The sequence below is a fragment of the Sinomonas sp. B1-1 genome (assembly GCF_050474465.1).
GTDB lineage: Bacteria > Actinomycetota > Actinomycetes > Actinomycetales > Micrococcaceae > Sinomonas > Sinomonas flava.
Genome location: NZ_JBCHVF010000010.1, coordinates 142723 through 167566, shown reverse-complemented (window position 1 = coordinate 167566; position 24844 = coordinate 142723). Strand labels below are relative to the sequence as shown.

At 68.6% G+C, this 24844-nt stretch carries 20 protein-coding genes; 7 read left to right on the top strand and 13 right to left on the bottom strand.

Annotated features, from left to right (window positions below; translation table 11 throughout):
• The 3 genes from ACQ5BE_RS14545 to ACQ5BE_RS14535 all read left to right on the top strand — a co-directional run.
• Positions 1-641 (top strand): aldehyde dehydrogenase family protein (locus ACQ5BE_RS14545; protein WP_430297695.1); only part of this gene is annotated, 641 nt, incomplete at its 5' end.
• 239 nt (positions 642-880) lie between these two features.
• Entirely contained in the window at positions 881-2143 is a 1263-nt protein-coding gene (locus ACQ5BE_RS14540; protein ID WP_430297694.1) for a cytochrome P450, read from the top strand.
• Between the two features lie 14 nt (positions 2144-2157).
• Positions 2158-3618, top strand: coding sequence for an aminotransferase class I/II-fold pyridoxal phosphate-dependent enzyme (locus tag ACQ5BE_RS14535; RefSeq protein ID WP_430297693.1), 1461 nt, complete (start codon positions 2158-2160; stop codon positions 3616-3618).
• Positions 3619-3621: 3 nt separating this feature from the next.
• Here ACQ5BE_RS14535 and ACQ5BE_RS14530 read toward each other — a convergent pair whose 3' ends face one another.
• Genes ACQ5BE_RS14530 through ACQ5BE_RS14515 form a run of 4 tightly spaced genes read right to left on the bottom strand, consistent with a single transcriptional unit; the run spans position 3622 to position 6600 of the window.
• Positions 3622-4437 carry an IclR family transcriptional regulator gene (locus ACQ5BE_RS14530; RefSeq protein WP_430297691.1) on the bottom strand — a complete coding sequence of 272 codons (816 nt, stop codon included), beginning with the start codon at positions 4435-4437 and terminating at the stop codon, positions 3622-3624.
• A gap of 1 nt (position 4438) precedes the next feature.
• Entirely contained in the window at positions 4439-5041 is a 603-nt protein-coding gene (locus ACQ5BE_RS14525; RefSeq protein WP_430297690.1) for a dihydrofolate reductase family protein, read from the bottom strand.
• 9 nt (positions 5042-5050) lie between these two features.
• Complete coding sequence (locus ACQ5BE_RS14520) at positions 5051-5785, bottom strand: Pr6Pr family membrane protein (RefSeq protein WP_430297689.1); 735 nt, start codon at positions 5783-5785, stop codon at positions 5051-5053.
• A 53-nt stretch (positions 5786-5838) separates the two neighbouring features.
• Complete coding sequence (locus ACQ5BE_RS14515; RefSeq protein WP_430297687.1) at positions 5839-6600, bottom strand: Pr6Pr family membrane protein; 762 nt, start codon at positions 6598-6600, stop codon at positions 5839-5841.
• A 211-nt stretch (positions 6601-6811) separates the two neighbouring features.
• Here ACQ5BE_RS14515 and ACQ5BE_RS14510 point away from each other — a divergent pair, with 211 nt between their 5' ends.
• Positions 6812-7489, top strand: a complete 678-nt coding sequence (locus tag ACQ5BE_RS14510; protein ID WP_430297685.1) for a hypothetical protein — start codon at positions 6812-6814, stop codon at positions 7487-7489.
• A gap of 59 nt (positions 7490-7548) precedes the next feature.
• Here the strand turns inward: ACQ5BE_RS14510 and ACQ5BE_RS14505 are convergent, their stop codons facing one another.
• Positions 7549-7731: a hypothetical protein gene (locus tag ACQ5BE_RS14505; protein ID WP_208710889.1), complete on the bottom strand. Its 183-nt coding sequence runs from the start codon at positions 7729-7731 to the stop codon at positions 7549-7551.
• A 171-nt stretch (positions 7732-7902) separates the two neighbouring features.
• On the opposite strand from ACQ5BE_RS14505, the gene ACQ5BE_RS14500 reads away from it, so the two are divergent.
• Complete coding sequence (locus tag ACQ5BE_RS14500; RefSeq protein ID WP_430297684.1) at positions 7903-9612, top strand: alkaline phosphatase family protein; 1710 nt, start codon at positions 7903-7905, stop codon at positions 9610-9612.
• 17 nt (positions 9613-9629) lie between these two features.
• On the opposite strand, the gene ACQ5BE_RS14495 is transcribed toward ACQ5BE_RS14500, so the two are convergent.
• The 4 genes from ACQ5BE_RS14495 to ACQ5BE_RS14480 form a co-directional block, all read right to left on the bottom strand.
• Entirely contained in the window at positions 9630-10976 is a 1347-nt protein-coding gene (locus ACQ5BE_RS14495; RefSeq protein ID WP_430297682.1) for an amidase, read from the bottom strand.
• Between the two features lie 77 nt (positions 10977-11053).
• Positions 11054-12319 carry a M20 family metallo-hydrolase gene (locus ACQ5BE_RS14490; RefSeq protein ID WP_430297681.1) on the bottom strand — a complete coding sequence of 422 codons (1266 nt, stop codon included), beginning with the start codon at positions 12317-12319 and terminating at the stop codon, positions 11054-11056.
• Between the two features lie 52 nt (positions 12320-12371).
• Positions 12372-13697, bottom strand: a complete 1326-nt coding sequence (locus ACQ5BE_RS14485) for an MFS transporter (RefSeq protein ID WP_430297679.1) — start codon at positions 13695-13697, stop codon at positions 12372-12374.
• A gap of 95 nt (positions 13698-13792) precedes the next feature.
• The gene (locus ACQ5BE_RS14480) at positions 13793-14725 is read right to left on the bottom strand and encodes a LysR family transcriptional regulator (RefSeq protein WP_430297677.1); all 933 of its coding nucleotides are present in this window, start codon (positions 14723-14725) and stop codon (positions 13793-13795) included.
• Positions 14726-15729: 1004 nt separating this feature from the next.
• Here ACQ5BE_RS14480 and ACQ5BE_RS14475 point away from each other — a divergent pair.
• Positions 15730-17235, top strand: a complete 1506-nt coding sequence (locus tag ACQ5BE_RS14475; RefSeq protein WP_430297675.1) for a CoA-acylating methylmalonate-semialdehyde dehydrogenase — start codon at positions 15730-15732, stop codon at positions 17233-17235.
• A 69-nt stretch (positions 17236-17304) separates the two neighbouring features.
• On the opposite strand, the gene ACQ5BE_RS14470 is transcribed toward ACQ5BE_RS14475, so the two are convergent.
• Entirely contained in the window at positions 17305-18852 is a 1548-nt protein-coding gene (locus tag ACQ5BE_RS14470) for a PucR family transcriptional regulator (RefSeq protein ID WP_430297674.1), read from the bottom strand.
• Positions 18853-18974: 122 nt separating this feature from the next.
• Here ACQ5BE_RS14470 and ACQ5BE_RS14465 point away from each other — a divergent pair, with 122 nt between their 5' ends.
• A complete protein-coding gene (locus ACQ5BE_RS14465) occupies positions 18975-20306 on the top strand; it encodes an aspartate aminotransferase family protein (protein WP_430297673.1) in 1332 nt (443 codons plus the stop codon).
• Between the two features lie 146 nt (positions 20307-20452).
• Here ACQ5BE_RS14465 and ACQ5BE_RS14460 read toward each other — a convergent pair whose 3' ends face one another.
• Genes ACQ5BE_RS14460 through ACQ5BE_RS14450 form a run of 3 tightly spaced genes read right to left on the bottom strand, consistent with a single transcriptional unit; the run spans position 20453 to position 24844 of the window.
• The gene (locus ACQ5BE_RS14460) at positions 20453-21856 is read right to left on the bottom strand and encodes an NAD(P)/FAD-dependent oxidoreductase (protein ID WP_430297671.1); all 1404 of its coding nucleotides are present in this window, start codon (positions 21854-21856) and stop codon (positions 20453-20455) included.
• Complete coding sequence (locus ACQ5BE_RS14455; RefSeq protein ID WP_430297670.1) at positions 21853-23184, bottom strand: MFS transporter; 1332 nt, start codon at positions 23182-23184, stop codon at positions 21853-21855. Before ACQ5BE_RS14455 ends, ACQ5BE_RS14460 begins: the two co-directional genes overlap by 4 nt.
• A gap of 43 nt (positions 23185-23227) precedes the next feature.
• Positions 23228-24844, bottom strand: a complete 1617-nt coding sequence (locus ACQ5BE_RS14450) for a hydantoinase B/oxoprolinase family protein (protein WP_430297669.1) — start codon at positions 24842-24844, stop codon at positions 23228-23230.

Here is a 24844-nt window from a genome sequence, read left to right as displayed (position 1 = left end):
GCGTCGCCGTGGCCGTCGGGGAGGCCGCCGACCCGCTGGTGGGGAAGGTCAAGGACCGGGCCGAGGCCGTCAAGGTCGCCGAGGGCACCGACCCGGGCGCGGAGATGGGCCCGATCATCACCGCCGCGTCCAGGGACCGCATGAAGGGCATCGTCACCGCCGCGGCCGAGGCCGGGGCGGACCTGGTCGTGGACGGGCGGGAGTTCACCGTTCCCGGGAAGGAGGGCGGGAACTGGTTCGGGCCCACCGTCATCGACAACGTGGCCACCGACACCGAGGCGTACACCGAGGAGATCTTCGGCCCGGTCCTGTCCGTGGTGCGGGTGGAGACCGTGGAGGAGGCGATCGAGCTGATCAACTCCAACCCGTACGGCAACGGCACCGCGATCTTCACCTCCTCCGGGTCCAACGCCCGCAAGTTCCACCGCGGGGTGCACGTGGGCATGATCGGGGTCAACGTCCCGATCCCCGTCCCGGTCGCGTACCACTCCTTCGGCGGGTGGAAGAACTCCCTCTTCGGCGACAAGCACATCTACGGCGAGGAAGGCGTGGCCTTCTACACCCGGGCCAAGGTCATCACCCAGCGCTGGCCCGAACCCGCCCACGCCTCCGGCGCCTCCTACAACTTCCCCTCCAACTAGCCACGCTGGTTCAGCGGAACCCAGCGGAGTCGGAACCCGTAAGTGGTTTCGACTCCGCTCAACCACCGGCTCGGCCCGACCACGCCGCTGGTTGAGCGGAACCCAGCGGAGTCGGAACCCGTAAGTGGTTTCGACTCCGCTCAACCACCGGCTCGGCCCGACCGCGCGCGCTCCTTTTGGATGCCTCTCCACGGGGTAGTGCCTGCTCGACACCAACCTTCGACGGGAGGACCGGGTCCATGGCGCCCTCAGCAATCCCACGGCTCCCCGACAGCACGCTCGCCTTCCGCAGGGAGGGCTACACGTTCATCTCCACCCGCTGCGACCGGCTCGGAACCGACGTCTTCGGCACGCGGCTCCTGCTGCGCCCGGTCGTGTGCCTGCGCGGGGCCGAGGCTTCGGCCACGTTCTACGACCCGCTCAACTTCACCCGGGAAAACGCCGTCCCCCGCAGCGCCCAGCACCTCCTCCAGGACCAGGGCAGCGTCCAGACCCTCACGGGCCTGGCCCACCACCGCCGCAAGCGCCTCTTCCTCGACCAGCTCACGGACCGCTCCGAGGAACGCCTGGCCGAGAGGTTCGCGGCTGCCTTCGACGCCGCCCTCAGCAGGCCCGACTGCCGACGCTTCGTGCTCGACACCGAGGTGCGCGCCGTCCTGACGGAGGCGGCCCTCCGCTGGGCCGGCCTCGAGGCCCCGCCCGCGGTCGTGCAGCAGCGCTCGGAGGAATTCGGGCTCATGGTGGACAAGGCGGGCTCGCTGGGTCCACCGAACTGGAAGGCACGACGCCGGCGGGTCACCACCGAGCGCTGGGCGGCCGAGCAGATCGCCCGGCTGCGCGAGGACGGTGCCGGGGCGGACAGCGCAAGCCCGGCCGCCGCCGTCGCTCTCCACCGCGACGACCGCGGCCAGCTCCTGCCGGAACCGGTGGCGGCGGTCGAGCTGCTCAACCTGCTCCGGCCCGTGGTCGCCGTCGGGCGCTTCATGGCGTTCGCCGTGGTGGCCCTCATCCAGCGCCCGCTCTGGCGGGCTCGGCTGGCAGAAGGCTCCGCCGAGGACGAGCTGCTCTTCTCCCAGGAGGTGCGGCGCTACTTCCCCTTCTTCCCCCTCGTGGGCGGAACGGCCTTGCGCCGGTTCGCCTGGCGCGGCCACGAGTTCGAGGCCGGGGACATGGCCCTCCTGGACCTGTACGGGACCAACCACGACTCGCGGGTGTGGCACGACCCGGAGAGCTTCGACCCCGACCGCTTCCACAGGTGGAACCCCGACCCGAACACCCTCATCCCCCAGGGAGGCGGCGACGTGGTCACGGGCCACCGCTGCCCGGGCGAGGGGGCCACCCTGGGCCTGATCAGCTCCGCGGCGCGCGTGGTCGGCGAGCACCCCGAGTTCGAGGCGCGCATCCAGGACCTCACGATCGATCTGCGGCACATGCCCGCGGCGCCGAGGAGCGGCGTCGTGCTCACCCGCAGGCAGCCACCCACCAGCACGAAGGGACAGTGATGGGTCAGGAGAAGATGGACCAGAGGAAGGCTCCGGTGCTCGAGGCCCTCGAGGAGTACCACCGACTGGACCGGTACGGCTTCACGCCCCCGGGCCACCGCCAGGGGCGGGGCGCGGACCCCCGCACGATCGATGCGCTCGGCCGGGACACGTTCCGCTCGGACGTCCTCGCCACGGCCGGGCTCGACGACCGGAAGGCATCCGGGGGTGTCCTCAGCGACGCCGAGAAGCTCATGGCCGAGTCCGTCGGCGCAGAGCAGGCCTTCTTCTCCACGTGCGGCAGCTCGCTCTCGGTCAAGGCCGCCATGCTGGCCGTCACCCAGGGCGACGGGGAAATCCTCATCAGCCGCGACGCCCACAAGTCCGTCACCGCCGGCCTGCTCTTCTCGGGGCTGCGCCCGCAGTGGATCCCCGTGCGCTACGACGAGGACCTGCACCTCGCCCACCCTCCCGCGCCCGAGGCCGTCGAGAAGATGTGGGAGCGCCACCCGGACGCCGCGGCGGCCCTGATCGTCAGCCCCACGCCCTACGGGACCTGCGCCGACCTCGAGGCCATGGCGGAGGTCTGCCACTCCCGCGGCAAGCCGCTCATCGTGGACGAGGCCTGGGGCGCGCACCTGCCGTTCCACGACGGGCTGCCCACGTGGGCCATGTCCGCCGGCGCCGACATCTGCGTCGTGAGCGTGCACAAGATGGGCATGGGGTTCGAGCAGGGCTCCGTCTACCACCTGCAGGGGTCGCTCGTGGACCCCGTCCGACTCCAGCAGTGCGCCGACCTCCTCGCGAGCACCAGCTCGAACGTCATGCTCTACGCAGGGATCGACGGGTGGCGCCGGCAGATGGCGCTCCACGGGACCGAGCTCCTGGACCGTGCCATCCAGCTCGCCCAGCGCCTGCGCGCGGACATCGAGGCCCTCCCGGGCCTGCACGTCCCCCACGACGAACTGCTCGAGGCCGAGGCATCGCACGATCTGGACCCGCTGCACATCCTCATCGACGTGACCGGACTGGGCATCAGCGGCTACCAGGCCTCGGATTGGCTCCGGGCCGAGCAGCGCATCGACATGAGCCTCGTGGACCACCGCCGCGTCGAGGCAGTGATCACGACCGCCGACGACGACGCGAGCGCCGAGCGTCTCCTCGCGGCCCTCGAGCAGCTCGTCCGGGCGGCGCCTTCGATGCCCACGCCGCCGAAGATCAAACTGCCGCACGGATCCGACTTCGAGCCGGACATGGCGCAGCAGCCGCGCGCGTCCTTCTTCGGCCCGGTGGAGGTGGTCGCCGTGGGCGAGGCGGCGGGCCGGATCGCCGCCGAGCAGATCACCCCGTACCCGCCCGGGGTGCCGGCGATCCTGCCGGGTGAGCGCATCAGCCAGACCATCCTGGACTACCTGCTCAGCGGCCTCGAGGCCGGGCTGTACCTGCCGGACCCCGCGGACCCGAAGCTCCAGACCGTCCGCGTCGTCCCCGAGTGACCCCTACTGCCCGTCTCCGCGCGGGCGCAGCCACGCCCTCTCGCCGTACGGGCGCCGCTCGGCACCCATCGCCCGCGAGAGCCCCCGGCCCGCGGAGACCAGGACCGGGAGGACGAGCTCGGCCCGCTCGTCCTCCAGCGGCATGACCACGGCGATCGCGCCCACGACGGCGTTCCCCTCGCCGAAGACGGGCACGGCGTAGCCGACGTTCTCCTCGACGAGGACGCCCGCCAGCCGGCAGTACCCGGTGCGCCGCACCTCGGCGAGGGCCGCGCGGAGGCCGGGCGCGGCGTCGTGCGCGGACCCGCCCGAGTCCGCCGGGGCCGCGGGGGCGAGCGCCCGCTCGCGGACGTCGGGCGGGGAGAAGGCGAGGATCGCGAGGCCGGGCGAGGTCTCTGTCAGCGAGAGGCGCGCGGCGACCTCCCCGAGGTTCTTCACGGCATTGCCGTGCTGGTCGAGCCGCTCGACGTACAGGACCGTGCCGGTGTCCAGATCCGGCACGGCGAGGGAGACGTGCTGCCGCACGGCCGCGTGGACGCCCTCGAGGAAGGGCAGGCCCCGGCGGCGGAACTCCTCGAGCGGGGTGGAGCGCGCCGCCAGCTCCCACAGCCGGGCGCCGACGGCGAAGCGGCCGTCGGGAGTCCGGGCCAGGAGGCCCTCGGCGGCGAGGTCGGTGGCGAGGCGATGGGCGGTCGACGTCGAGAGGCCGGCTGCGCGGGCGAGCTCGGCCGGGGTGAGGGCCGGCTGGTCGCGGGTGAAGGCGTCCATGATCCGCACGACCCGGCGGATCACCGACTCGCCCGTGGAGCTGTTGGCCATCTCAGCCGTCGTCGCGGCGGTAGACGCAGAGAACGATCCCGGACGGCAGGGCGCGGGACTCGGCCAGGGCGAACCGGGAGACGGGGAACCCCTCGGCGAAGAGCCTCTTTCCGGTGCCCAGCACGAGCGGGTAGACGAGGAGCCGGTACTCGTCGACCAGGTCGTGCTCGGCCAGGGTCCTCACCAGCTGGGTGCTCCCCCAGACGCGGATCTCGCCGCCGGGCTGCGCCCGGAGCCTGCGCACCGCCTCCGGCACGTCCGGGCCGAGGAGCTGCGTGTTCTTCCAGTCGGCGCCGCCGAGCGTGCGGGAGGCGACGTACTTGGGGATGCGGTTGTACCGGCGGGTCAGCTCCCCCTGCAGGCCGGGTGCGTCCTCGTCCCACACGCCCCACGAGCCGGCGAAGATCTCGTAGGTCACGCGCCCGAGCAGCAGCGCCTCGGTCCTGGTCTCCCAGTCCCGGACGATCTCGGTGCCGAGCTCGTCGTCGTAGTCGTTCTGCCAGCCGCCGTAGGGGAAGCCCTCGTCACGGTCCTCATCCCGGCCGCCGGCCGACTGGACGACGCCGTCGAGCGTCAGGAACGCCTGGACCACGATCGAGCTCATGCGGACATCCTAGGAGGGGCGCCCTTGGTGGGCGCGACCCGGATGCGCGGCACGCCGCCCCAGCGCCACCCGGAGGTTCCCCGCGAGGTGCACGAGCACCGCGACTACGAGGAAGCCGAGCAGCACCTGGCCGGTCGAGACGAACACGGCCGCCCACCCGCCGTCGAGCGTCGGGTCGAGGAAGTCGTAGACGTACCACCCGTCGATGGCGCCGCGGATCCACGAGAAGGCCAGGAACGCGGCCGGGTAGACCATCCATGCGAACGGGCGCCACCAGCGGCCGCGGACGGTCCGGTTGACGACGAGCCAGTCGAGCAGCGCGAACAGCGGGGCGATGCGGTGGTGGAGCATCTGCGGCCAGTAGAGGTCCAGCGTCCACCACGGCTCATCGGGGGGCGCGACGAGCACGACGTACACGATGCCCGTCATGACGAGGTAGAACACGAGCGCCCCGAAGAGGTGGTCCCACCACGCCGGCAGCGCCGCCCGCGGGAACGCGGCCGAGGCGATGAGCACGACGCCGAGCGCCAGGTTGGACTGGATGGTGAACTCGGAGTAGAGCTGGGGGATGTCGACATCGTTGGTCGGAAGCGTGGCGTCCAGCGTCTTCTGGACGAGGGCCACGAGGAGGGCGAGTCCGACCAGCGCGCGCAGCAGTCGGATCCACATCCGGTCCGGGTCCAGTGCGCCGATGAGGCTGTGGTTCCGCTCGACCGGGGGGTTCAGCGTCGATGGGCCGCTCATGCAGCCAGTGTCCGCCGCCGCTGCTGTCCGCCCCCAGAGGCGAAGGTCCGCCGTTACGCGGTCCTGCCGCCGGTCCTGCTCCCGACGTGCATGCGGCCGAACGGGCCCCGGCGGTGCGGGCGGCCCACCGCGAGCGCGGCCCGGGCGTTCCCCGCAGCGTGGACGACGACGCCGACCACCAGGAAGGCGGCCAGCACCTCGGCGGCCGCGACCAGCACGGCGGACCAGCCGCCGTCGAGCGTCGGGTTGAGGAAGTCGTACGGGTACCAGCCGTCGAGGGCGCCCCGGATCCACGAGAACGTGAGGAAGGCCGCGGGGTAGCCCATCCAGGCGAGCGGCCGCCACCACCGCCCGCGGGTGGTGCGCGTGACGAGGAGCCAGTCGAGGCCGGCGACCGCCGGCGCGATCTTGTGGGTGACCATCCATGGCCAGTAGAGGTTCAGCGTCCACCAGGGCTCGCCCGGAGGGGCGACCAGCACGGCGTACACGATGCCCGTCATCACGAGGTAGAACGCGAGCGCCCCGGACACGTGGTCCCACCAGCGCGGCAGCGCCTCGCTCCGCCGCGTCGCCGCGACGAGGAACATGATCCCGAGGACGAGGTTCGAGTGGAAGGTGAACTGGGAGAAGAGCTGCGGGATGTCGACGGAGTTGCCCGGCTGCGTGGCGTCGTAGGTCTCCTGGGCGAGCGCGGCGAGCATGGCAAGACCGGTCGCCGCGCGGACCAGGCGGATCCAGGGCCTGTCGGGGTGCAGTGCGTGGTTGAAGCCGAGGTTGCGCTCGAGGGGAGGGTTCGCCGTCGCTGGGCCGCTCATGGGGCCCAGTCTGGGCCACGGCCGGCTCTCTTTCCAGAGCCGAAGGTCCGCCTCGACAGCTTGAGCCGCTCGAGCGCCGAGCGTCGTTGCAGTGCTTCCCCAGCAGACTCTCACGCCCGGCACAACCCCTCGAAAGGTGAATGACAGGTTCGCTGCGCATCGTGGAGTGGACATCGCGGCAGACGCCGCGTGTGACCACAGGAGGCACACCATGAAGATCACCCAGCGCATCGGCTACGCCGCGGCGTCGGCCGTCGCCGTCGCCGGGCTCATCGGGGGTGGGGCCGCGGTCGCGAACGCGGCGTCCACGCCCAGCCCGTCGCCGTCGTCGAGCGGCACCGCCGGATCCGGAACGGCTCAGGGACGTGGAGGGCACCAGCACACCGACGCGTCAGCCGACGAGACCGCCAAGGTCACGGCAGCCGTCCAGGCGAAGGACGCGAACGCCCAGGTCTCCAAGGTGATGAAGGACGAGGACGGGTCGTTCGACGCGATGGCGACGTCCAATGGCACCACCGTCCGCTACGAGGTCAGCGCGGACTATGCGACCGTCACGGCAGACGACCACGCCGGCCGGGGCATGGGTCGGGGCATGGGCGGTCAGCAGGCCGCCCTCACCGACGACGAGCTCGCCAAAGTCACGGCGGCCGTCAAGGCCAAGGACGCCGGCGCGACGATCGAGAGGTCGTGGAAGGACTCCGACGGCTCGTTCGACGTTGTCGCGACCTCCAACGGCACCAGGGTGAAGTACGAGGTCAGCGCCGACTACGCGACCGTCACCACGGACACGGGCTTCGGCCAGGGCCACATGCACGACGGCGGCGGGTCGGGTTCGTCGTCGAACGGCTCGAGCAGCCCGAGCGCCTCGAGCGGCACGACCCAGGGCTGACCGGGAAACGGAGCGGCCGCCCGACAGGGGACGTCGGGCGGCCGGTTTGCGTCCCGCCCCTACCCCGGCAGCGGCACGTCGGGAGCGTCGTCCTCGTCGCCGTAGGCCTTCTCCTCAAGGTCCCTGGCCTTTGCGTCGTTCTCGTCCGAGGCGATGCCGGTGTCGTGCTGGAACCCGTCCAGCCGTTCGACGTCGGGCTGCTCCTCGTCGGGGTGAAGACCCTTCGGCTGCTCTTCGCTCATCCTGGTTCTCCTTTCCGCTGGGGGCGTCTGTCCTCCGGAAGCTACCCGTCACCGCGTAGGTCAACCCTGATGCCTCACAGGGAGGAGCTGATGTCGCGCAAGCCGTGGAGGCGTATCTTGTGTGCATCCGATGCATCTGTCCCTGTGAGGCCCAGATGACAAGGAGCACCAGTGGTCGAGCCAGCGCCCGCGCTTCCCGACAGGACCTCCGACGGCCGCGGGCCACGTCAGCGCAGGATCCGGATGTGGATCCGCTCCCACCGCGTCCTGAGCGCGCTGTCCGCGGCCGCCGTCGTCCTTCTCCTCATCGTCGCAGGCGGGGTGTTCGCGACCGCCAGCCATCTCGCACCCAGCACCCAGGCCGCGGGCGCAGGGATCTCGAAGATCCAGCACGTCGTGGTGATCATGCAGGAGAACCGCTCGTTCGACAGCTACTTCGGCACGTACCCGGGCGCCGATGGGATTCCGATGCAGGACGGCACGCCGACTGCCTGCATCCCCGATCCCGCCCACGGGGACTGCGTCAGGCCGTACTACGATCCTGAAGACAAGAACTCGGGTGGCCCGCACGGGCAGTCGAATGCTGCCGCGGACATCGACGGCGGAAAGATGGACGGCTTCATCGCCCAGGCCGAGCACGCGGCGTCGGACTGTTCGCCCAATGACCCCTCGTGCGCGGGAGCCACGCGGACAGACGTTATGGGCTATCACGACGGCCGCGACATCCCCAACTACTGGTCATATGCCAAGGCCTTCACGCTCCAGGACCACATGTTCGAGCCCAACGCATCCTGGAGCCTCCCCGCACACCTGTACATGGTCTCCGAGTGGTCGGCGAAGTGCAGCACGGCAGGCAACCCGCAATCCTGCCTCAACGCCCTGCAGAGCCCCGGCAACCCGCCGGACTTCGGAGCCGGCCTCCGCACCACGATCATCGGAGAGTGCCGTGGCGGCCTGAAGACACCGGGATGCCAGAAGGCGCTGGCGGCCGCCGGCATCAGCCCCGATCTGGCCACAGAACTGCACGCCTTCCTCCAGCAGCACTGCAAGGCCGCCGATTCGTTCGCCGACTGCCGCACGGCCATCGACCAGGCCCAGCTGCCCGACACCCTCAAGCGCGACCTGCAGACGGCTGCGGCGCAGATCGCGCCCCCCGACTACGCGTGGACGGACCTGACGTACCTCTTGCACAAGGAGAACGTCCCGTGGGCGTACTACGTGTTCGACGGCACCGAGCCGGACTGCCGCGACGATGCGGCCATGACCTGCGCCCCAGTCGCCCAGAAGGCGAAGACGCCGGGCATCTGGAACCCCCTCCCCTACTTCGACACGGTCAAGCAGGACGGCCAGCTCGGCAACATCCAGTCCCTCGCCAACTTCTACGCCGCGGCCAAGGATGGCACGCTTCCCGCGGTGAGCTGGATCGATCCCTCGGGCACGGTGAGCGAACACCCGCCGTCGCTCGTGAGCGCCGGGCAGGCCTATGTCACCGGGCTCGTCAACGCGATCATGTCCGGCCCCGACTGGGACAGCACTGCCATCTTCCTCTCGTGGGACGACTGGGGCGGCTTCTACGACCACGTCACTCCGCCGTCCGTGGACCAGAACGGGTACGGCCTGCGCGTTCCCGGCGTCGTCATCAGCCCCTACGCCAAGAAGGGCTTCATCGACCACCAGACCCTGAGCCACGACGCCTACGTCAAGTTCATCGAAGACGATTTCCTCCACGGCCAGCGGCTCGATCCCTCGACCGATGGTCGACCCGACCCGCGCCCCGACGTCCGTGAGAACAGTCCGCAGCTCGGTGACCTCGTCAACGACTTCGACTTCAGCCAGCCGCCGTCGCCGCCCATCATCCTTCCCAACGCGGCGACCTACTGACGCGCTCGGGGGAGCTTCTAGAGCGAAGGTCGGCGGCCCTCCCAGGGCGCAACCGCCTCGAGTGCGGCCGCGACGTTGAACACCGTCGCCTCTGCAAACGGATGGCCGACGATCTGCACACCGGTCGGGACGCCCTCCCCCGAAGCTCCGCTCGGCACGGCGAGCACGGGGCATCGATTGGCGATGTTGAACGGGGACGTCATGTGCGCCTGCCAGTAGTGGCCGAGGTGCTGCCCATCGAGCGTGATCCCATCGAGGTAGTCGCCTTCGGCGGCCAGCTGGGGCACGGCCGACGTCGGGCAGAGGAGAGCGTCGAAGCCCTCCATGGCCTCGGCGAGCTCGCTCTGCATCCTGTGCTCGGCCTCGAGCCCCTCGAGTAACGTGTTCCGACCGGCAGCAGCCGCCGCATCCTCCATGAACTTCCGGGTGTATGCGGCGAGCTCGTCTTCGTGTCCAGCCGTGGCCTCCGCCATGGCCGGGCCGAGGATGTATCCGAAGTGGGTGAAGATCGTCTCGACGATCTCTGCACTGCGCCAGGGGAGGGTGATCTCCTCCACCTCGCATCCGGCGGCGGCGAGGGCGGCGGCCGTGCGCCGAGTATTCGCTTCGATCTCAGGCGCCACGAGGTAATCCCCGAGCCGGATGCAGAGCGCGATGCGCAGGCCCCGGACCGACTCGAAGGGGCCGATCAGTGATGGGTTTCCGACGGTGGCGTGGTCCCGAGGGTGGCGGCCCGACATCACCCCGGCAAGCAGCGCGACGTCGGCCACCGTGCGGGCCATCGGCCCGTCGCCGCGGTACCAGTCGGCGGACAGTACCCCCATTCCCGGAATGCGCCCGTACGGTGCCTTGTACCCCACGCTTCCGGTGAAGGACGCAGGAAGACGGGTCGAACCGGCGATGTCGGATGCCGTCGCGAGGGTGGTCATCCCGGCAGCGAGTGAGGCACCAGCGCCCCCCGAGGAGCCTCCCGGGGAGTACGCGGGATTCCATGGGTTCCGCGTGACACCCCACAGCGGGCTGTGGGTGACCGTTGCGCAGCTGAACTCAGGCGACGTGGTGCGAGCGTGCACGATTCCGCCGGCAGCAACAATGCGCTCGATCACGGGATGGTCTTCGGGCGCGACTGCCCCCGACTGGTGGATCAGGCCCTGGGTCAAGGACCGCCCCCGCATGGCGTGCTTCTCCTTGGCCGCAATCGGCAGGCCGAGCAGCTCGGTGCCGGGTTCTGCCTCACCAGAACGGAGCTCGAGGTAGCGCTTCTCGGCTTCCCTCGCTGCGGAAATGGCCTCCTCGAACATCGTCTCGGTCAGGGCATTGACTACTGGGTTCACCGCCTCGCACCGGTCGATCACATCCTGCATCAGCTCAACGGGAGAAAGCTCGCACCCTCGGAACAGCCTCAGCGCTTCCGTGGCGCTCAGGTAGTGAAGCTTCGACATCAGGCCCGGCCCTGGGCGGCGGGGAGCGGCGAGGGGGCCAGAGCGCCATAGACAAGGCGATGGACGACTTCGCTGAGCACGTCTAGGCCTGCCACCATGTCCGCGTCCGAGGTGAATTCACGCTCGCAGTGCGAGACGCCTCCTTCTGACGGAATGAAGATCATGACGGAGGGCACGATCCGGTTCATGGCGACCGAGTCGTGGCCGGCCATGGTCTGCATGCGGCGGGCTCCGAGGCCCAGCTCGGCAGCGACGCCCAAAGTGAGCTCGACTCCGGGTTCCGGGTAGTACTGGTTCTCGCGGATGTCGAAGTCTCGCACGTTGACGGCGAGTCCTGATGCCTCGGCGAGTTCGGCGATCTGCCTCCTGAGGGTGTCCCGGGCCTGGCGGACGATCTCGGGGGAATTGGAGCGGAGGTCCGCGACGAGCCGCGCATGCCGGGCGACCACGATCGGAGAGTTCGGTTCGACGGTGAGCTGCCCGACCGAGGACACGAGTTCTTCTGCGGGGAAGTCCAACGTCACGTCATGCACCATGGAGATGATCTTGGCGGCAGCCAGCAGGGCGTCATGGCGATCTGCCATCGCCGTCGCCCCGGTGTGGGACTGTTCGCCGTTCACTTCTATGTCGAGCTTCTGCGTGTACCACGAAGAGTCGACCGCCCCAATCGTCAGGCCCTCGCGCTCAAGGACTCTGCCTTGTTCGATGTGGATCTCTGCGTAGCCGGCCGCCTCTGGCCCGTCGTCCGATCCGAGATAGCCGATGCTGGTGAGCGCCTCTGCGACCGAGGTCCCGGCGAGATCCCTGACCGCGAGCATCTCGTCACGGTCCTTGATGCCAGCGAAGACGCTGCTTCCCATGATCGAAGGCGCAAACCGGCCCCCCTCCTCGTTGAACCAGTCGACGACTGCGAGGTTGAACTCGGGGCACTCTCCTGTCTCGGTCGCACGCTTCTCGACCCGTTCAGCCGCGTGCAGTGCCGCGATGACCCCATATGCGCCGTCGAATCTTCCCCCGAGTGGCTGGCTGTCCAGATGCGACCCGACGATGATGAACGGCGCGTCTGGGCGGAACGTGATGAGGGCGAAGACATTGCCGATGCTGTCGACCCGCACGGTCCATCCCCGCTCCTGGGCGAAGGCGGTGAACCAGTCACGTGCCCGCTGGTCGTCCGGTGTTGCCGCCTGCCGGTCGACGCCGTGACGAGGAGTCGAGCCGATGGTCGCGATGTAGTGGAAGTCATCAAGGAAGGCCTGCGAAGACATGTGGGTAACCTCTGCTGGGTCGATCGGTAGGGAATGAGGCGGGCGCGAGTGTTCAGGCGTGGCGGCCGCGCGTCTCCGGCACTGGTGTCAGCGTGAGGAACAGGAACACGATGACGGCCATGCCGCAGAGCCAGTAGGCGGGTGAGAAGGCCACCCCGGTCGCGCCGACGAGCCACGTGCCGACGAACGGTGCGGTTCCTCCGAAGAGCGCGTAGCCGACGTTGTAGCTGAACGCGGCCGAGGTGAAGCGGGTCCTGGTCTCGAAGATCTCGACGAAGAACGTGTAGCAGCCACCGCCGTAGAGGCACAGCGGCACCACGAACAGGACCTCACCGAGCAGCGCGAGCCCGAACGTCCCGCTCGTGACGAGCATGAAGCAGGGGAAGGCGAGGAGGGCAAGGGCGGCTGACCCGGCGATGAGCATGGGCTTCCTGCCGACGCGGTCCGCGACCAGGCCTCCCACCGGAAGGAGAAGTGCATAGGCCAGCATTGCCACAGCGTTGACGGCCAGGGAGGCCTCCTGGCCAAGCTTCCCGCTCGTCTGGACGTACGAGACGAAGTACCCGGAGAGGAAGTAGAAGCCCATGGCAGTCATGCCCATGACCAGAATGACCTGGACGATGCGGAGCCGGTTGTCACGGAAGGCCTCCCGGATAGGGCTGTACTCGCGGTGTGCGACCTCCTCGGCGACCTGCTTGAACGCCTCGCTCTCCTCGGTGCGGGAGCGGATCCAGAGGCCCACGAGCGAGAGCGGGAGCGCAAGCAGGAAGGGGATCCGCCAACCCCAGTCCGTGAAGTCTGCCTGGGACAGAGCATTGCTCAGGACCAGCATGAGGGTGCCGGCGACAACCGAGGGGAGCGCCGTGGCGGCGAGGGTGATGTTGAGCCAGAAGGCCCTGCGGTTCACGGGAGCGTGCTCGAAGACAAAGGCTGGGGCGCCGACGGATTCTCCCCCCGCAGAGAAGCCTTGGATGAGACGGCAGAGCACGAGCAGGGCCGGCGCCGCCCATCCGATCACGTTGTAGCCGGGAAGGAGCCCGATCGCCGCAGTGGCCGCCCCAATGGACAGGAGCGTCACGTACACGACCCGACGGCGGCCCAGCTTGTCACCGAGTTGCCCGAAGAACAGGCCTCCGATCGGCCGGACCACGAACGCAACTCCGAACGTCGCAAAGGTTGCCAGGAGCCCGGCGATCTCATTCCCCTTGGGAAAGAACAGATGGGACAGCGTGACCGCGGACAGGGCGTAGAGCGCGAAGTCGTAGAACTCGACGAACTGGCCGACGCTTCCTCCCAGAAGGACGCGCTTGGACATTGGAGTTGGCGCATCAGCCACTTGGCTTGCGCGCCGGGACTCCTCGTTGGTGTTGACGGTCATGTCTGCCTCCTCGTGAGCACGGCTCGGGGTTGCCATCATCTTGGTGGCGCAGATCACTACCGGTCCAATGGATTGATTGAGGGAGGCTGATCGATTTAATCGATAGCAGACTCATCAGGCTGCTGCGAGAAGAGCCGCCGGCACACGTCCTCGAAGGCGCTGGCGCGGCGCGTTGGGCGCAGCCCCACAGGCCGGGCGAGGACGGCGCGGATCGGACGGTGCGCCCCCCTGAGAGAGCGCACGGCGACGTCCCTGCCGAGGTACGTCGAGTCACCGGGGAGCCTCTGGTTCAGAATGGAATAGCCGAATCCTCCCGCCACGTAGGAGCGCACCGTCTCGTACCCGGACACGCGGTGGCGCACCACAGGAGTGATTCCCTGGGCTGTGAAGAGGTCGAGAAAGTACTCCCGGGTGTGGGGCAGATCGAGAAGGATCAGCGGTTCCTCTGCCAGTTCGTCCAGGGAGACATCCTCTTCGGGGCGACCAGCCAATGGATGGTCGGCGGGCAGGATGACGTGAGGGGGCAGCACCTCGATCGCCGTCGTCTCGAGGCCATCCACGGCCCCGATGTCATACATCAGTGCGAGCTCGCAGCGCCCATCAAGGAGTGCTCTGCCGAGGTACTCGAGATCCCCCTCGACGAATGTCACGCGGACTTTCGGATAATGGTCTTCAAAGGCCTTGAGGATGAGCGGAGCGCGGAACGAGGCGAAGGGCGCGAACATGCCCACGGTGAGATCCCCGTCGAGCTCATGTGCTGCGCCGTGCACGATATCGAAGAGCCTGTCGGCGTGGTCCAGGAACGGCCGAAGTTCCTGAGCCAGGAGACGCCCGACGTCGGTGAGGACGATCCCCCGCTGGTGCCGGCGCATGAACAGCTGGGCCCCGAGCTCCTTCTCAAGCTGGGAGATCGCCGAGGACAGGGCCGACTGGCTGATGTTGAGCCTCCCTGCAGACTCGGTCATGTTCTCCGTCTCGGCGACCGATGCGAAATACCGCAGCTGCACCAGGGTAAAGGACCGTGCCATGGATTCAGACCTCCGAGTGTCGCGCAAACCTGCCTTCAGCAAGCATGGACGACCCGGCGCGTGGCGGCGCGGTATTCCTGCGGTCCGGCTCCGCGATCGACGTCTACCGTGGTCTCACCATGCGTCCCGCCGTCGCGGAGGAAGCCATCATGGACGACTACACCGCGTTGCCCGCGAGCCTCCCCGTCCCTGAGGACGATGGGAAGGCCGACCATCTTCCCGGCATGGTTCTCCCGACCCTGGAACTGCCGGCCAGCGACGGCAGCAGAGTCAGCATCTCCGAGCTCGGTGCCGGCAGAACGGTGCTCTACCTCTACCCGCTGACAGGCCAGCCCGGGGCCGACCTGCCCCGAGGATGGGATGCTATCCCGGGGGCGCGCGGCCGCTCGACAGAAGCCTGCAGCTTCCGCGACCACTTCCAGGAACTCTGTCGAGCCGGAGCGAACGCGGTCTTCGGCGTCTCCAGCCAGGATCCGAGCCTGTCTTCTCGCCGAATACCCACGCAGAGGAGGTCGTGGAGTGGCTCGAGACTGCCGGAGCCCCGAACTCGCTATCGTGAGGCGCGGAGGCTCGGGACGTGGCTCAGCCCCCCGACGGCTCACGAGGCGGGGATCCACCTCCAGGACGCAGGAGCACCGCCAAAGGAGGGCATCATGCTTCCCCGGAAAAAGAACCGCGGTGCACCGGTGGCCGCAGTCTGGGCGTCCACCATCCACCAGCCCGTCGAAGGGCAATGTTCGCCTGTTCGGGCCAGTCGCTCCTGACGGGCGCGGGAGGCAGCACGGGCGAGCGAATCACGGCGTTTCATCGAAGGACTCCCGAGGGTGAGTAGGACGTGGGCCGAGCGCCGACCGCACTCAGACTAGGTGCCGTACTGCTTAGATAGCGTCAGGACATCTGTCGATCGTCAAGGCGCGAACGGGCCAGATGTCGAGGGTCACCTTCCCTTTCCGGACTCTACCGTGAAGGGACACACCCAGTTCAGAGACAGAACAGGAACCCCCATGACCGACACCCAGGACCTGCCCGTCGTCCCCCACTGGATCAGCGGCGGAGAGTCGCTGTCCTCAGGCGATCGCACTGCCTCCGTCTTCGACCCGGCACTCGGGATCGAGACGAAGCGCGTATCCCTCGCCTCCGCCCAGGACATTGAGGCGGCCATCGGCGCGGCATCTAAGGCCTTCCCCGCATGGCGCGACCTCTCGATGGCCAAGCGCCAGCAGATCCTGTTCCGCATCCGGGAGCTCCTCAACGAGCGCAAGGGCGAACTCGCCGAGATCATCACCTCCGAGCACGGCAAGGTCGTCTCGGACGCGCTGGGAGAGATCGCCCGCGGCCTGGAGGTCGTCGAGCTTGCCACCGGCTTCCCGCACCTGCTCAAAGGCGAGCACTCCGAGAACGTCTCCACCGGCGTCGACGTCCACTCGATCAAGGCGCCGCTCGGCGTCGTCGGCATCATCAGCCCGTTCAACTTCCCCGCGATGGTGCCGCTGTGGTTCCTGCCGATCGCAATCGCCGCCGGCAACACCGTCGTCCTCAAGCCCAGCGAGAAGGATCCCTCGGCGGCGAACTGGCTCGCGGCCCTCTTCTCGGAGGCGGGCCTGCCGGACGGCGTCTTCAATGTCCTCCACGGCGACAAGGAGGCCGTCGACGGTCTCCTGACGCACCCTGAGGTCAAGGCCATCTCGTTCGTGGGCTCGACCCCGATCGCCCGCTACATCTACGAGACCGCTTCGAAGAACGGCAAGCGAGTCCAGGCCCTGGGCGGCGCAAAGAACCATATGCTCGTCCTCCCCGACGCCGACCTCGACCTGACCGCGGATGCCGCTGTCAACGCCGGCTTCGGCTCCGCCGGCGAGCGCTGCATGGCGATTAGCGTCATTGTTGCGGTCGAGCCGGTCGCGGACGAGCTCATCGCGAAGATCCAGGAGCGCGTCGCGACCCTGAAGATCGGCGACGGCCGCCGCAACTGCGACATGGGCCCGCTCGTGACCAGGCAGCACCGCGACAAGGTCGCCTCCTACATCGAGATAGCCGAGGCCGACGGCGCGGTGGTCGCCATTGACGGTCGCGAGGTCAAGGCCGACGGTGCCCCGGAGGGCTTCTGGCTCGGTCCGACCGTGCTCGACGGCGTCCCGGTCACCTCGCGCGCCTACCAGGAGGAGATCTTCGGCCCGGTGCTCTCGGTGGTCCGGGTGCGCAGCTTCGAGGAGGGCCTCGAGCTCATCAACTCGGGCGCGTTCGGCAACGGCACCGCGATCTTCACCAACGACGGCGGGGCGGCCCGCCGCTTCCAGAACGAGGTCGAGGTGGGCATGGTCGGCATCAACGTCCCGATCCCCGTGCCGGTCGCCTACTACTCGTTCGGCGGGTTCAAGGACTCGATCTTCGGCGACACCAAGGCCTACGGTGCGCAGGGCTTCCACTTCTACACCCGGGAGAAGGCCGTGACGACGCGCTGGCTCGACCCGAGCCACGGCGGACTCAACCTGGGCTTCCCCCAGAACTGACCGGCCGGGCTGGCTCCCGGCCCTCATCGACTGCTCCGTAAGTGTCGCAATGGTCCCCCAGACCGACACTTACGGAGCAGTCGTTGTTTCTAGGTCGAGGAACTGCACCGCCGCCCAGAGCTCGAGGCGGTCGTGGAGGGTGTCGAGGTTGAGCCCGAGGGCGCGCCCCGCGGCGTCGATCCGGTTGCGCAGCGTGTGGCGGTGCACGCCGAGCTCGGCGGCGGCCCGTTCCCACGCGCAGTTGTGCGCCAGCCACACCGTGACGGCCCGCAGGAGCTGGTTCCCCTCCGCGGCGTCATCGTGCAGGAGCGGCTGCAGGAGGCTCAGCGCGACCGGGCGCGCCTGCTCCGAGCGCAGCAGCCCGAGCATCCCCCGCTCGGCAATCTCGGAGAACTCGACAACCGCCCGCTCGAGCTCGACGGCGCGCGCGAGCGCCCGCTCCGCCTCACCGAGCGCCTCGGGCAGCATCGCGAACGGCGTGCCGTCCGAGACGCCCGCCGCCGCGCCGTACCTGCCGAGAACGTCGAGCACCTTCGCCTGCTGCGCGGGCGCGGCAAGCACGACGACGTTGGCCTCCCTGGGCGCGTAGAAGACCGCTCCGCGGTGGTCGTCGGAGAGCAGTTCGAGCGCCTCGAGGAGGTTCTCGCGCTGGCCCACGGAACGGGCGAGGGTCAGCACCACCGGGTCCGGAGGGAGCCGGCCCCACACCTGGCGGGCCGTGTTCCGTGCGACGTCGCTGCGCCCTGCGAGCAGCTGCTCGAAGACGCCGGCACGCAGCAGCTGCCGGGCGGTGTCGAGGCTCCTCGTCTGCTCGAGGGCGAGGCTTGCCAGCGCGATCACGCTGTTGACGATGTCCGTCCGCGCCGGATCGAGCGACTCGAGGCCGCCGAGGACGAGGGCGCCGCGCAGCCGGTTCCTGCGCCCGAGCGTCTGGAGCAGGATCTCCTCGCCGTCGATCTCCGGGCGCACGACGGCGCGCTCGCCCCTCTCGAGCGCGGCCCGCGCCACAGCTGTCACTCCGGGGAGGAGGCCGGAGGGGACGGGCGTGTTGACGGGCATGCGCATGTAGTTCCCGGCGCCGTCGAACAGGGCAACCCAGCACCGCAGCTGGCGTTCCATCTCCCCCAGTATCGACGTCAGGCCGTTGGGCCGCAGGGCCGCTCGGGCGATGGCCCGCTGTGCCTGGAGCGACCATTCGGCCTGGGCGTGCTGCTCGCGGGCGATCCAGTCCGCTGCGAAGCGGATGATCGCGATGAACGGCGTCCTGTCCGGCACCTCGATGAGCGGCAGGCCCCGAGCCCGGCAGGCCTCCGTGAGCTGTGCGGGGATCGTCTCGTGCAGGACCTGGGTGGCGAAGCCCAGTCCGCAGATCCCGTGCTCGACGAGCCTGCCGACGTACTCGTCTTCCCGGCCGGGTGCGGAGCCTTCAGGCGGGAACTGGCTGCCGTCGGTGAGGAGCAGCTGGCCGCGGTCGAGGAAGGGCGTGGGATCAGGCAGGTCTGAGCTGTGGACCCAGGTGATCTCGTCCGCGAGAGCGTCCTGGCTGAGCGTCTCGGGAGCAATGAGTCGCAGCCGCAGCGTACTGCTGCCCAGCAGGTCCTTGAGGGTCAGTCCCACAGCAAGCCCCCTTCGACGAATGTCCTCTAGCAGTCTGGAAATTGTACTCACGTCCGAGGACGAGAGGGGCCTTCCGGACCAATGATGGAGTCACTCCCCTCCCTCTTCCGAAAGGACCTGCCATGGTCGCCACCCCCACGCTCGTCGAGCGGTCCGTGACCAACGCGGACACGGTAGCGCTGGACCGCGAGAACGTCTTCCACTCGTGGTCTGCCCAGAAGTCCCTCAAGCCCCTGGCGATCGCCGGCGGCTCAGGCAGCATGGTGTGGGACCACGAGGGGAACACCTATCTGGACTTCTCGAGCCAGCTCGTCAACACCAACATCGGCCACCAGCACCCCCGCGTCGTCGCTGCGATCGCCCAGCAGGCCACCACGCTCGCGACCGTCGCACCCGCCCACGCGACCCACGTCCGCGGGCGAGCCGCAGAGCTGATCCTCAAGCACGCGCCGTCGTCCATGTCCAAGGTGTTCTTCACCAACGGCGGCGCCGACGCGAACGAGAACGCGATCCGCATGGCCCGCCTCCACACCGGCCGGGACAAGGTCATTTCCCGCTACCGCTCGTACCACGGGAACACCGGAGCCGCCATCGTCGCGACGGGCGACTGGCGCCGCATCCCCAATGAGTACGCCCGCGGCCACGTCCACGCCTTCGGCCCGTACCTGTACCGCTCCGAGTTCTGGGCCCAGAGCCCCGAGCAGGAGGCTGAGCGCGCGCTGCAGCACCTGCGCCGCGTCGTCGAACTCGAGGGACCCGGCACCATCGCCGCGATCCTCCTCGAGACGATCCCCGGCACCGCGGGCATCCTCCTTCCCCCGCCCGGATACCTCGCCGGAGTCCGCGCGCTGTGCGACGAGTTCGGGATCGTCCTCATCCTCGACGAGGTCATGGCCGGCTTCGCCCGGGCCGGCGAATGGTTCGCCCTCGACGCCTTCGACGTGCGCCCCGACCTCATCACCTTCGCCAAGGGCGTCAACTCCGGCTACGTGCCCGTGGGCGGGGTGGTCATCTCGGGGGAGATCGCGGCGACCTTCGACGATCGCGTCTTCCCCGGGGGCCTGACCTACTCGGGCCACCCACTAGCCGCCGCGTCCATCGTCGCCTCGATCGAGGCCTTCGAGGACGAGGACATCGTCGGAAACGCGGCCCGCATCGGCCGGGACCACCTCGAGCCGGCCCTGCTCCGGCTCGCGGCCGAGCACCCCGTGATCGGAGAGGTCCGCGGCATGGGCGTCTTCTGGGCGCTGGAACTCGTCGAGGACCGCGAGACGAAGGCGCCCGTCTCCGCGTCACTCATGGCCCAGCTCAAGACCGAGCTCGTCTCGCGCGGCCTCCTCGCCTTCACCGCAGACAACAGGATCCACGTCGTCCCGCCGGCGACAGTCACGCCGGGCGAGGTCGCCCAGGCCATCGACATCTACGACGCCGCCCTCACCGCCGTCGGGCGCTGAGCAGCGCAATTGAGGGGCTGGCATCATGACTGCCAGCCCCTCCTGCCGTAAGTTCGTCTCATCGATCTGGAGAAGACTTACTCAAGATCGCAGATCGCGCCTCTCTGCGGGCCTGTGGTGGTCGTCATCTCCTGGCCCACGATCCCTCACTCGTGCAAGCCAGCAAGCCGGCTGCCGAATGACGCCAGGAGCGAGGTTCGGGAGGAGCCGCGGCGCTCTTCCCACGCGTCAGCAATGCCGAAGAGCCGGTACATCGCATGCACCCCGACCCAGCGGATCGGCTCCGGCTCCCAGTCACGGGCGCTGTAGCCGACCCAAGGCAGTCGGGTCCGAGGGGAATCGTAGCCGAGGGCAAGCTCTGCCAGTGTCCTGCCCCCGACGAACGCGCTCGTGACGCCGTGGCCCGCGTACCCGACCGAGGAGCCGATTCCTCGCACCGGGTCCCAGGACACGCCTCCGTTCCAGTCGCGGCTCACTCCGAGCACGCCCGACCAGGCATGGTCGGCTTCGAAGTGGACGCCGGGGAAGAACGTCCGGAGCTTGCCGAGCAGCTGCTGGACTGTCGATTCGGCGGTCCCGCCTTCTCCCCCGGTGCCGGAGGCGAAGCGGTAGGGTGCGCCGCGTCCGCCGATGGCGATCCGGTCATCGGCTGTCCTCTGCGCGTAGATGAAGGTGTGCGCCGAGTCGTTGAGGCACTGGGATCCCAACCAGCCGATTTCCTGCCACACGTCATCGTCGAGGGGCTGGGTCACGATCATGGATGAGTTGATCGGGATGATCCGTCGCTGCCCCAGGAGCGGGCCGGAGTACCCCTCGGTGCAGATGAACGTCCGGTCTGCCTCTGCCTCCCCGGCCTCCAGGACCAGTCTGCGGTCGACTGCGGATTCCACGCGGCTGCCCTCGAATATGGACACGCCCATGCCTGAGACGACTCGTGCAAGGCCGAAGACGAGCTCGGCCGGATTGATGCGCGCGACGTCCTTGTAGAACAGGCCGCCGTGGACGCCGTCGATGGCGATCTCAGCCTGGAATTCTGCGCGCGTGAGGACGCTGACTTCTTCAGGCGTGAGCCCGTACAACAGGTCGCTCTGGCGCTTTGCCAGGAGTCTGCTCATGCCCGCTTCGGTGTGGGCGGCTGAGAGCGAGCCGCCTTTGGCCTGGTCCGCATTGATGCCCTCGAGCGCGAGAATGCCGAGCAGCGAATCGACTGAATCGATGAACTCCCGCTGCAGCGCGATGCTCGCCGCCCTGCCTTGAGGGGATGCTTTGGCGAACCTCGCACGGTTTCCCGGAACGAGGGCCGAGACCCAGCCTCCGTTGCGGCCCGACGCGCCATAGCCGAGGCGCTCCGCTTCGAAGACGGCCACGGACAGAGACGGATCGAGCTTCTTGGCGAAGTACGCGGCCCACAGGCCCGTGAACCCCCCGCCGACGATGGCCAGGTCGAAGGCGTCCCGGCCCGAGAAGGTCGGAAACCGCGGCCGATCGTCTGCTGCGCTGGCGAGCCAGAAACCCAGCTCCCCGTTCCGGCGGGCGAGTGCAGCGGTCATCGCGCCGGCTCCGGGCGGCGGACGAGCTTGGCGGTGTTACTCCTGGGAAGGAGGAGGCAGGAGGCCACCATCAGCACCGCCACCACCACGCACAAGATCACGACTCCGGTGGTCGATCCGGAGGCTGCGAGGATGGCCGTGGCCGCGACGGGGGCGAGGCCACCGCCGAGGGCGCCCGAGAGATGGTAGTTGAGGCCGATTCCGGTGTAGCGCACCGTGGGTGTGAAGAGTTCTGCGACTTCGCTGGCGAGCACTCCGTAGGAGGTTCCTACAAAGAGCATCGCTACGCCCACGGCGAGGTAGAGGTTTGCCGCCACTGCGGTGTGCATCAGCAGGAAGGCCGGCGCGCTCCACAAGCCGAGCGCCACAGCAGACCAGGTGGCGACGGACCTCGCCGTCATCCTCTTGGACAGCCATACTCCGAGGGCGATGCCGAGACCCTCCACGACTGCAGAGATGATGTTCGCCGGAAGGACGACTTCCGTGGGCATGTGGAGGGTCTTCGTGGCGTAGGTGAGGACAAAGGTAGTGAGCAGGTAGTAGATCGCGAATACGCCCAGGAATGCGCCGGTTCCGATGAGGAGACCGCGCCAGTGGTGGCGGACGAGCTGTACGAGTGGCACGGAAGCGCTCTCGGCGCGGCGCGATGCCTCCTTGAATTCGGGGGCGTCGTCGATGCTGAGGCGGATCACAAGGCCGATCGGCACGAGGACTCCGGCGATGAGGAACGGGATCCGCCATGCCCAGTCGGCCAGGGCGCCGCCCGGGACGGAGATCTGGAGGACGGTGAACACGACCGTCGCGACCAGCAGACCGGCCGGTGATCCCATCTGGGCGAAGGAGGCGTAGAACGTCTTCCTCCCTTCGGGCGCATTCTCGGAGGCGATCAGGACGGCTCCGCCCCACTCTCCCCCGACCGCAAGGCCCTGGATGATGCGCAGCGTGACAAGGAGGATCGGGGCCCATGCCCCGACCTGCTGGTAGGTCGGCATGACGCCCATGAGGAACGTCGCGGTACCCATTGACACCAGCGTGATGACGAGCACGCTCTTGCGCCCGATCCGGTCACCGAAGTGGCCCAGGAGGATTGCACCGACAGGCCGGGCGAGGTACCCGGCAGCGAACGTCGAGAAGGCAAGCACAGTGCCGGTGAGCGGATCGAAGGAGGGGAAGAACAGCTCGTTGAAGACCAGCGCGGCAGCGGTGCTGTAGATGAAGAAGTCGTACCACTCCATAGAGGTCCCGATGAAGGACGACATGCCGATACGGGTGAGGGAGACAGGCTTCTTGGCCTTCGGTGGAAGTGCTGTGGGGTCGGAGTCGATCATGATCATGTCCTTCGGTTTCATCGAACGGCGTTGGTCGAATGAGTCATTTGAGGAGTGTCGGGGCGGCCGGCTTGACGCACGCCTCTCCGAATCCGCCGCCGCCGCCGGTGACGACGACGATCCGGTCGCCCGCGGCCAGCGTCTCCTCGTAGTTGGTGGATAGGGGGATCTCTGTGCCTGTGGCGCGGATGATCGTGTGGGATCCGCCGCTTCCGGCCTTCCCGCCGAAGATCCCTTCGGCGCCGCTGCGGTGCCGGTCGGAGTAGCCGGCCACCTTGACGTTGTCGTGTTTCGCGACGTAGACACGGCGAATTCCCTTGCCTCCGTCAGTCGCTCCTGCGCCGCCGGAGCCGGACACGAGGGCGTATTCCTCGATCCAGAAATGGTCGTAGTCCGTCTCGAGGGATTCCACCGGCGCGTTGGCGCAGTTGGAGATGGGGTTGTCGAGGGCATCAGCTCCCCCGTGCTCTGCGCAGGCGCCCCATCCGCCACCGAGGATCTCCAAGGTCACCTGGTAAGCCCCTGAGGAGTCGAGGCTGCTGAGCGCGATGGCGGTCGTCGTGTCGAACCCGGTGGCCACGGCGTTCTGCGGCAGGGCGCCCGAGAGCGCGCGGACGACTGCGTTGAAGACGCGGGATGCCGGGGTGAGCCTTGACCGTACGGCCGCCGGTGCCGCCGGGTTGAGCACCGAACCGAAGGGGACTTCGATGTCGATGGGACGGTTGCAGCCTTCATTGAAGTCGATGTCCTGGGTCGGCAGGCAGCAGCGGATCGCCGACTGGACCGCAGAGACGGTGGAGGCAAGCGGACAGTTCACGTTCCCCACGACCTGGGCGCCGGTACCCTCGAACCGCACCGTGATCGAATCGCCGTGGACGCTCACCTGCACGCAGACGGGAACATCGTCGAGGCCGTACGCCCGGCCGTCGAAGTGCTCGGTGGCCAGATATTCCCCGTCGGGGATCTCGGCGATGGCCTGCCGGAAACGCTGCTCGGAGTAGTCCTTGAGCCGCTCCATGGCCTCGAGGCATTCGCCGATCCCGTGGCGCTGCATGAGCTCCTTCAGGCGTCGGGAGGCCGTCCTGTTGGCGGCGAACTGGGCGCGAAGGTCGCCGATGACCGCGTCCGGGACACGGACATTGGCCGCGATCATCTGGCGCACCGCACCCCGGGGGTCATCGAAGTCCCTCGAGACGGAGAAGCGGGAGAGCGGGATTCGCAGCCCCTCCTGGTAGATTTCCGTCGCCTGCGTCGAGATGCCCGCGTGCATGCCCCCGAGGTCGACGTGGTGGGCCGTCGATGCGCCGAAGCCGACGACAGCGCCGCCGACGACGATCGGTGTGAAGAGGTAGACGTCCTGGAGGTGCTGGCCTCCGCTGAACGGGTCGTTCATGAGGAACGCGTCGTCTTCGGTCAGTGACGAGATCTCGAAGGCCGCGCCGAGGCCCTTCATGGCAAGGGAGATTCCGGCCGTCATGATGGGGATGCACTCGGCCTGGGAGACCACCTCTCCACGCGCATCGGTGAGGGCAACGGAGAAGTCCCGGGCCTCGCGCACGATGGACGAGATCGCCGAACGTCGGAGGTTGACGGCCATCTCCCGGCAGATTGCGTCCAGACCGGCCTTGATGATGCTCAGCTCACTGGTGTCCACGGCCAT

Coding starts and splice junctions, on each gene's coding strand:
- ACQ5BE_RS14540 (WP_430297694.1), top strand. CDS start 881: ATGGCGCCCTCAGCAATCCCACGGCTCCCCGACAGCACGCTCGCCTTC.
- ACQ5BE_RS14535 (WP_430297693.1), top strand. CDS start 2,158: ATGGACCAGAGGAAGGCTCCGGTGCTCGAGGCCCTCGAGGAGTACCAC.
- ACQ5BE_RS14530 (WP_430297691.1), bottom strand. CDS start 4,437: ATGGCCAACAGCTCCACGGGCGAGTCGGTGATCCGCCGGGTCGTGCGG.
- ACQ5BE_RS14525 (WP_430297690.1), bottom strand. CDS start 5,041: ATGAGCTCGATCGTGGTCCAGGCGTTCCTGACGCTCGACGGCGTCGTC.
- ACQ5BE_RS14520 (WP_430297689.1), bottom strand. CDS start 5,785: ATGAGCGGCCCATCGACGCTGAACCCCCCGGTCGAGCGGAACCACAGC.
- ACQ5BE_RS14515 (WP_430297687.1), bottom strand. CDS start 6,600: ATGAGCGGCCCAGCGACGGCGAACCCTCCCCTCGAGCGCAACCTCGGC.
- ACQ5BE_RS14510 (WP_430297685.1), top strand. CDS start 6,812: ATGAAGATCACCCAGCGCATCGGCTACGCCGCGGCGTCGGCCGTCGCC.
- ACQ5BE_RS14505 (WP_208710889.1), bottom strand. CDS start 7,731: ATGAGCGAAGAGCAGCCGAAGGGTCTTCACCCCGACGAGGAGCAGCCC.
- ACQ5BE_RS14495 (WP_430297682.1), bottom strand. CDS start 10,976: ATGCAGGATGTGATCGACCGGTGCGAGGCGGTGAACCCAGTAGTCAAT.
- ACQ5BE_RS14490 (WP_430297681.1), bottom strand. CDS start 12,319: ATGTCTTCGCAGGCCTTCCTTGATGACTTCCACTACATCGCGACCATC.
- ACQ5BE_RS14485 (WP_430297679.1), bottom strand. CDS start 13,697: ATGACCGTCAACACCAACGAGGAGTCCCGGCGCGCAAGCCAAGTGGCT.
- ACQ5BE_RS14480 (WP_430297677.1), bottom strand. CDS start 14,725: ATGGCACGGTCCTTTACCCTGGTGCAGCTGCGGTATTTCGCATCGGTC.
- ACQ5BE_RS14475 (WP_430297675.1), top strand. CDS start 15,730: ATGACCGACACCCAGGACCTGCCCGTCGTCCCCCACTGGATCAGCGGC.
- ACQ5BE_RS14465 (WP_430297673.1), top strand. CDS start 18,975: ATGGTCGCCACCCCCACGCTCGTCGAGCGGTCCGTGACCAACGCGGAC.
- ACQ5BE_RS14460 (WP_430297671.1), bottom strand. CDS start 21,856: ATGACCGCTGCACTCGCCCGCCGGAACGGGGAGCTGGGTTTCTGGCTC.
- ACQ5BE_RS14455 (WP_430297670.1), bottom strand. CDS start 23,184: ATGATCGACTCCGACCCCACAGCACTTCCACCGAAGGCCAAGAAGCCT.
- ACQ5BE_RS14450 (WP_430297669.1), bottom strand. CDS start 24,844: ATGGCCGTGGACACCAGTGAGCTGAGCATCATCAAGGCCGGTCTGGAC.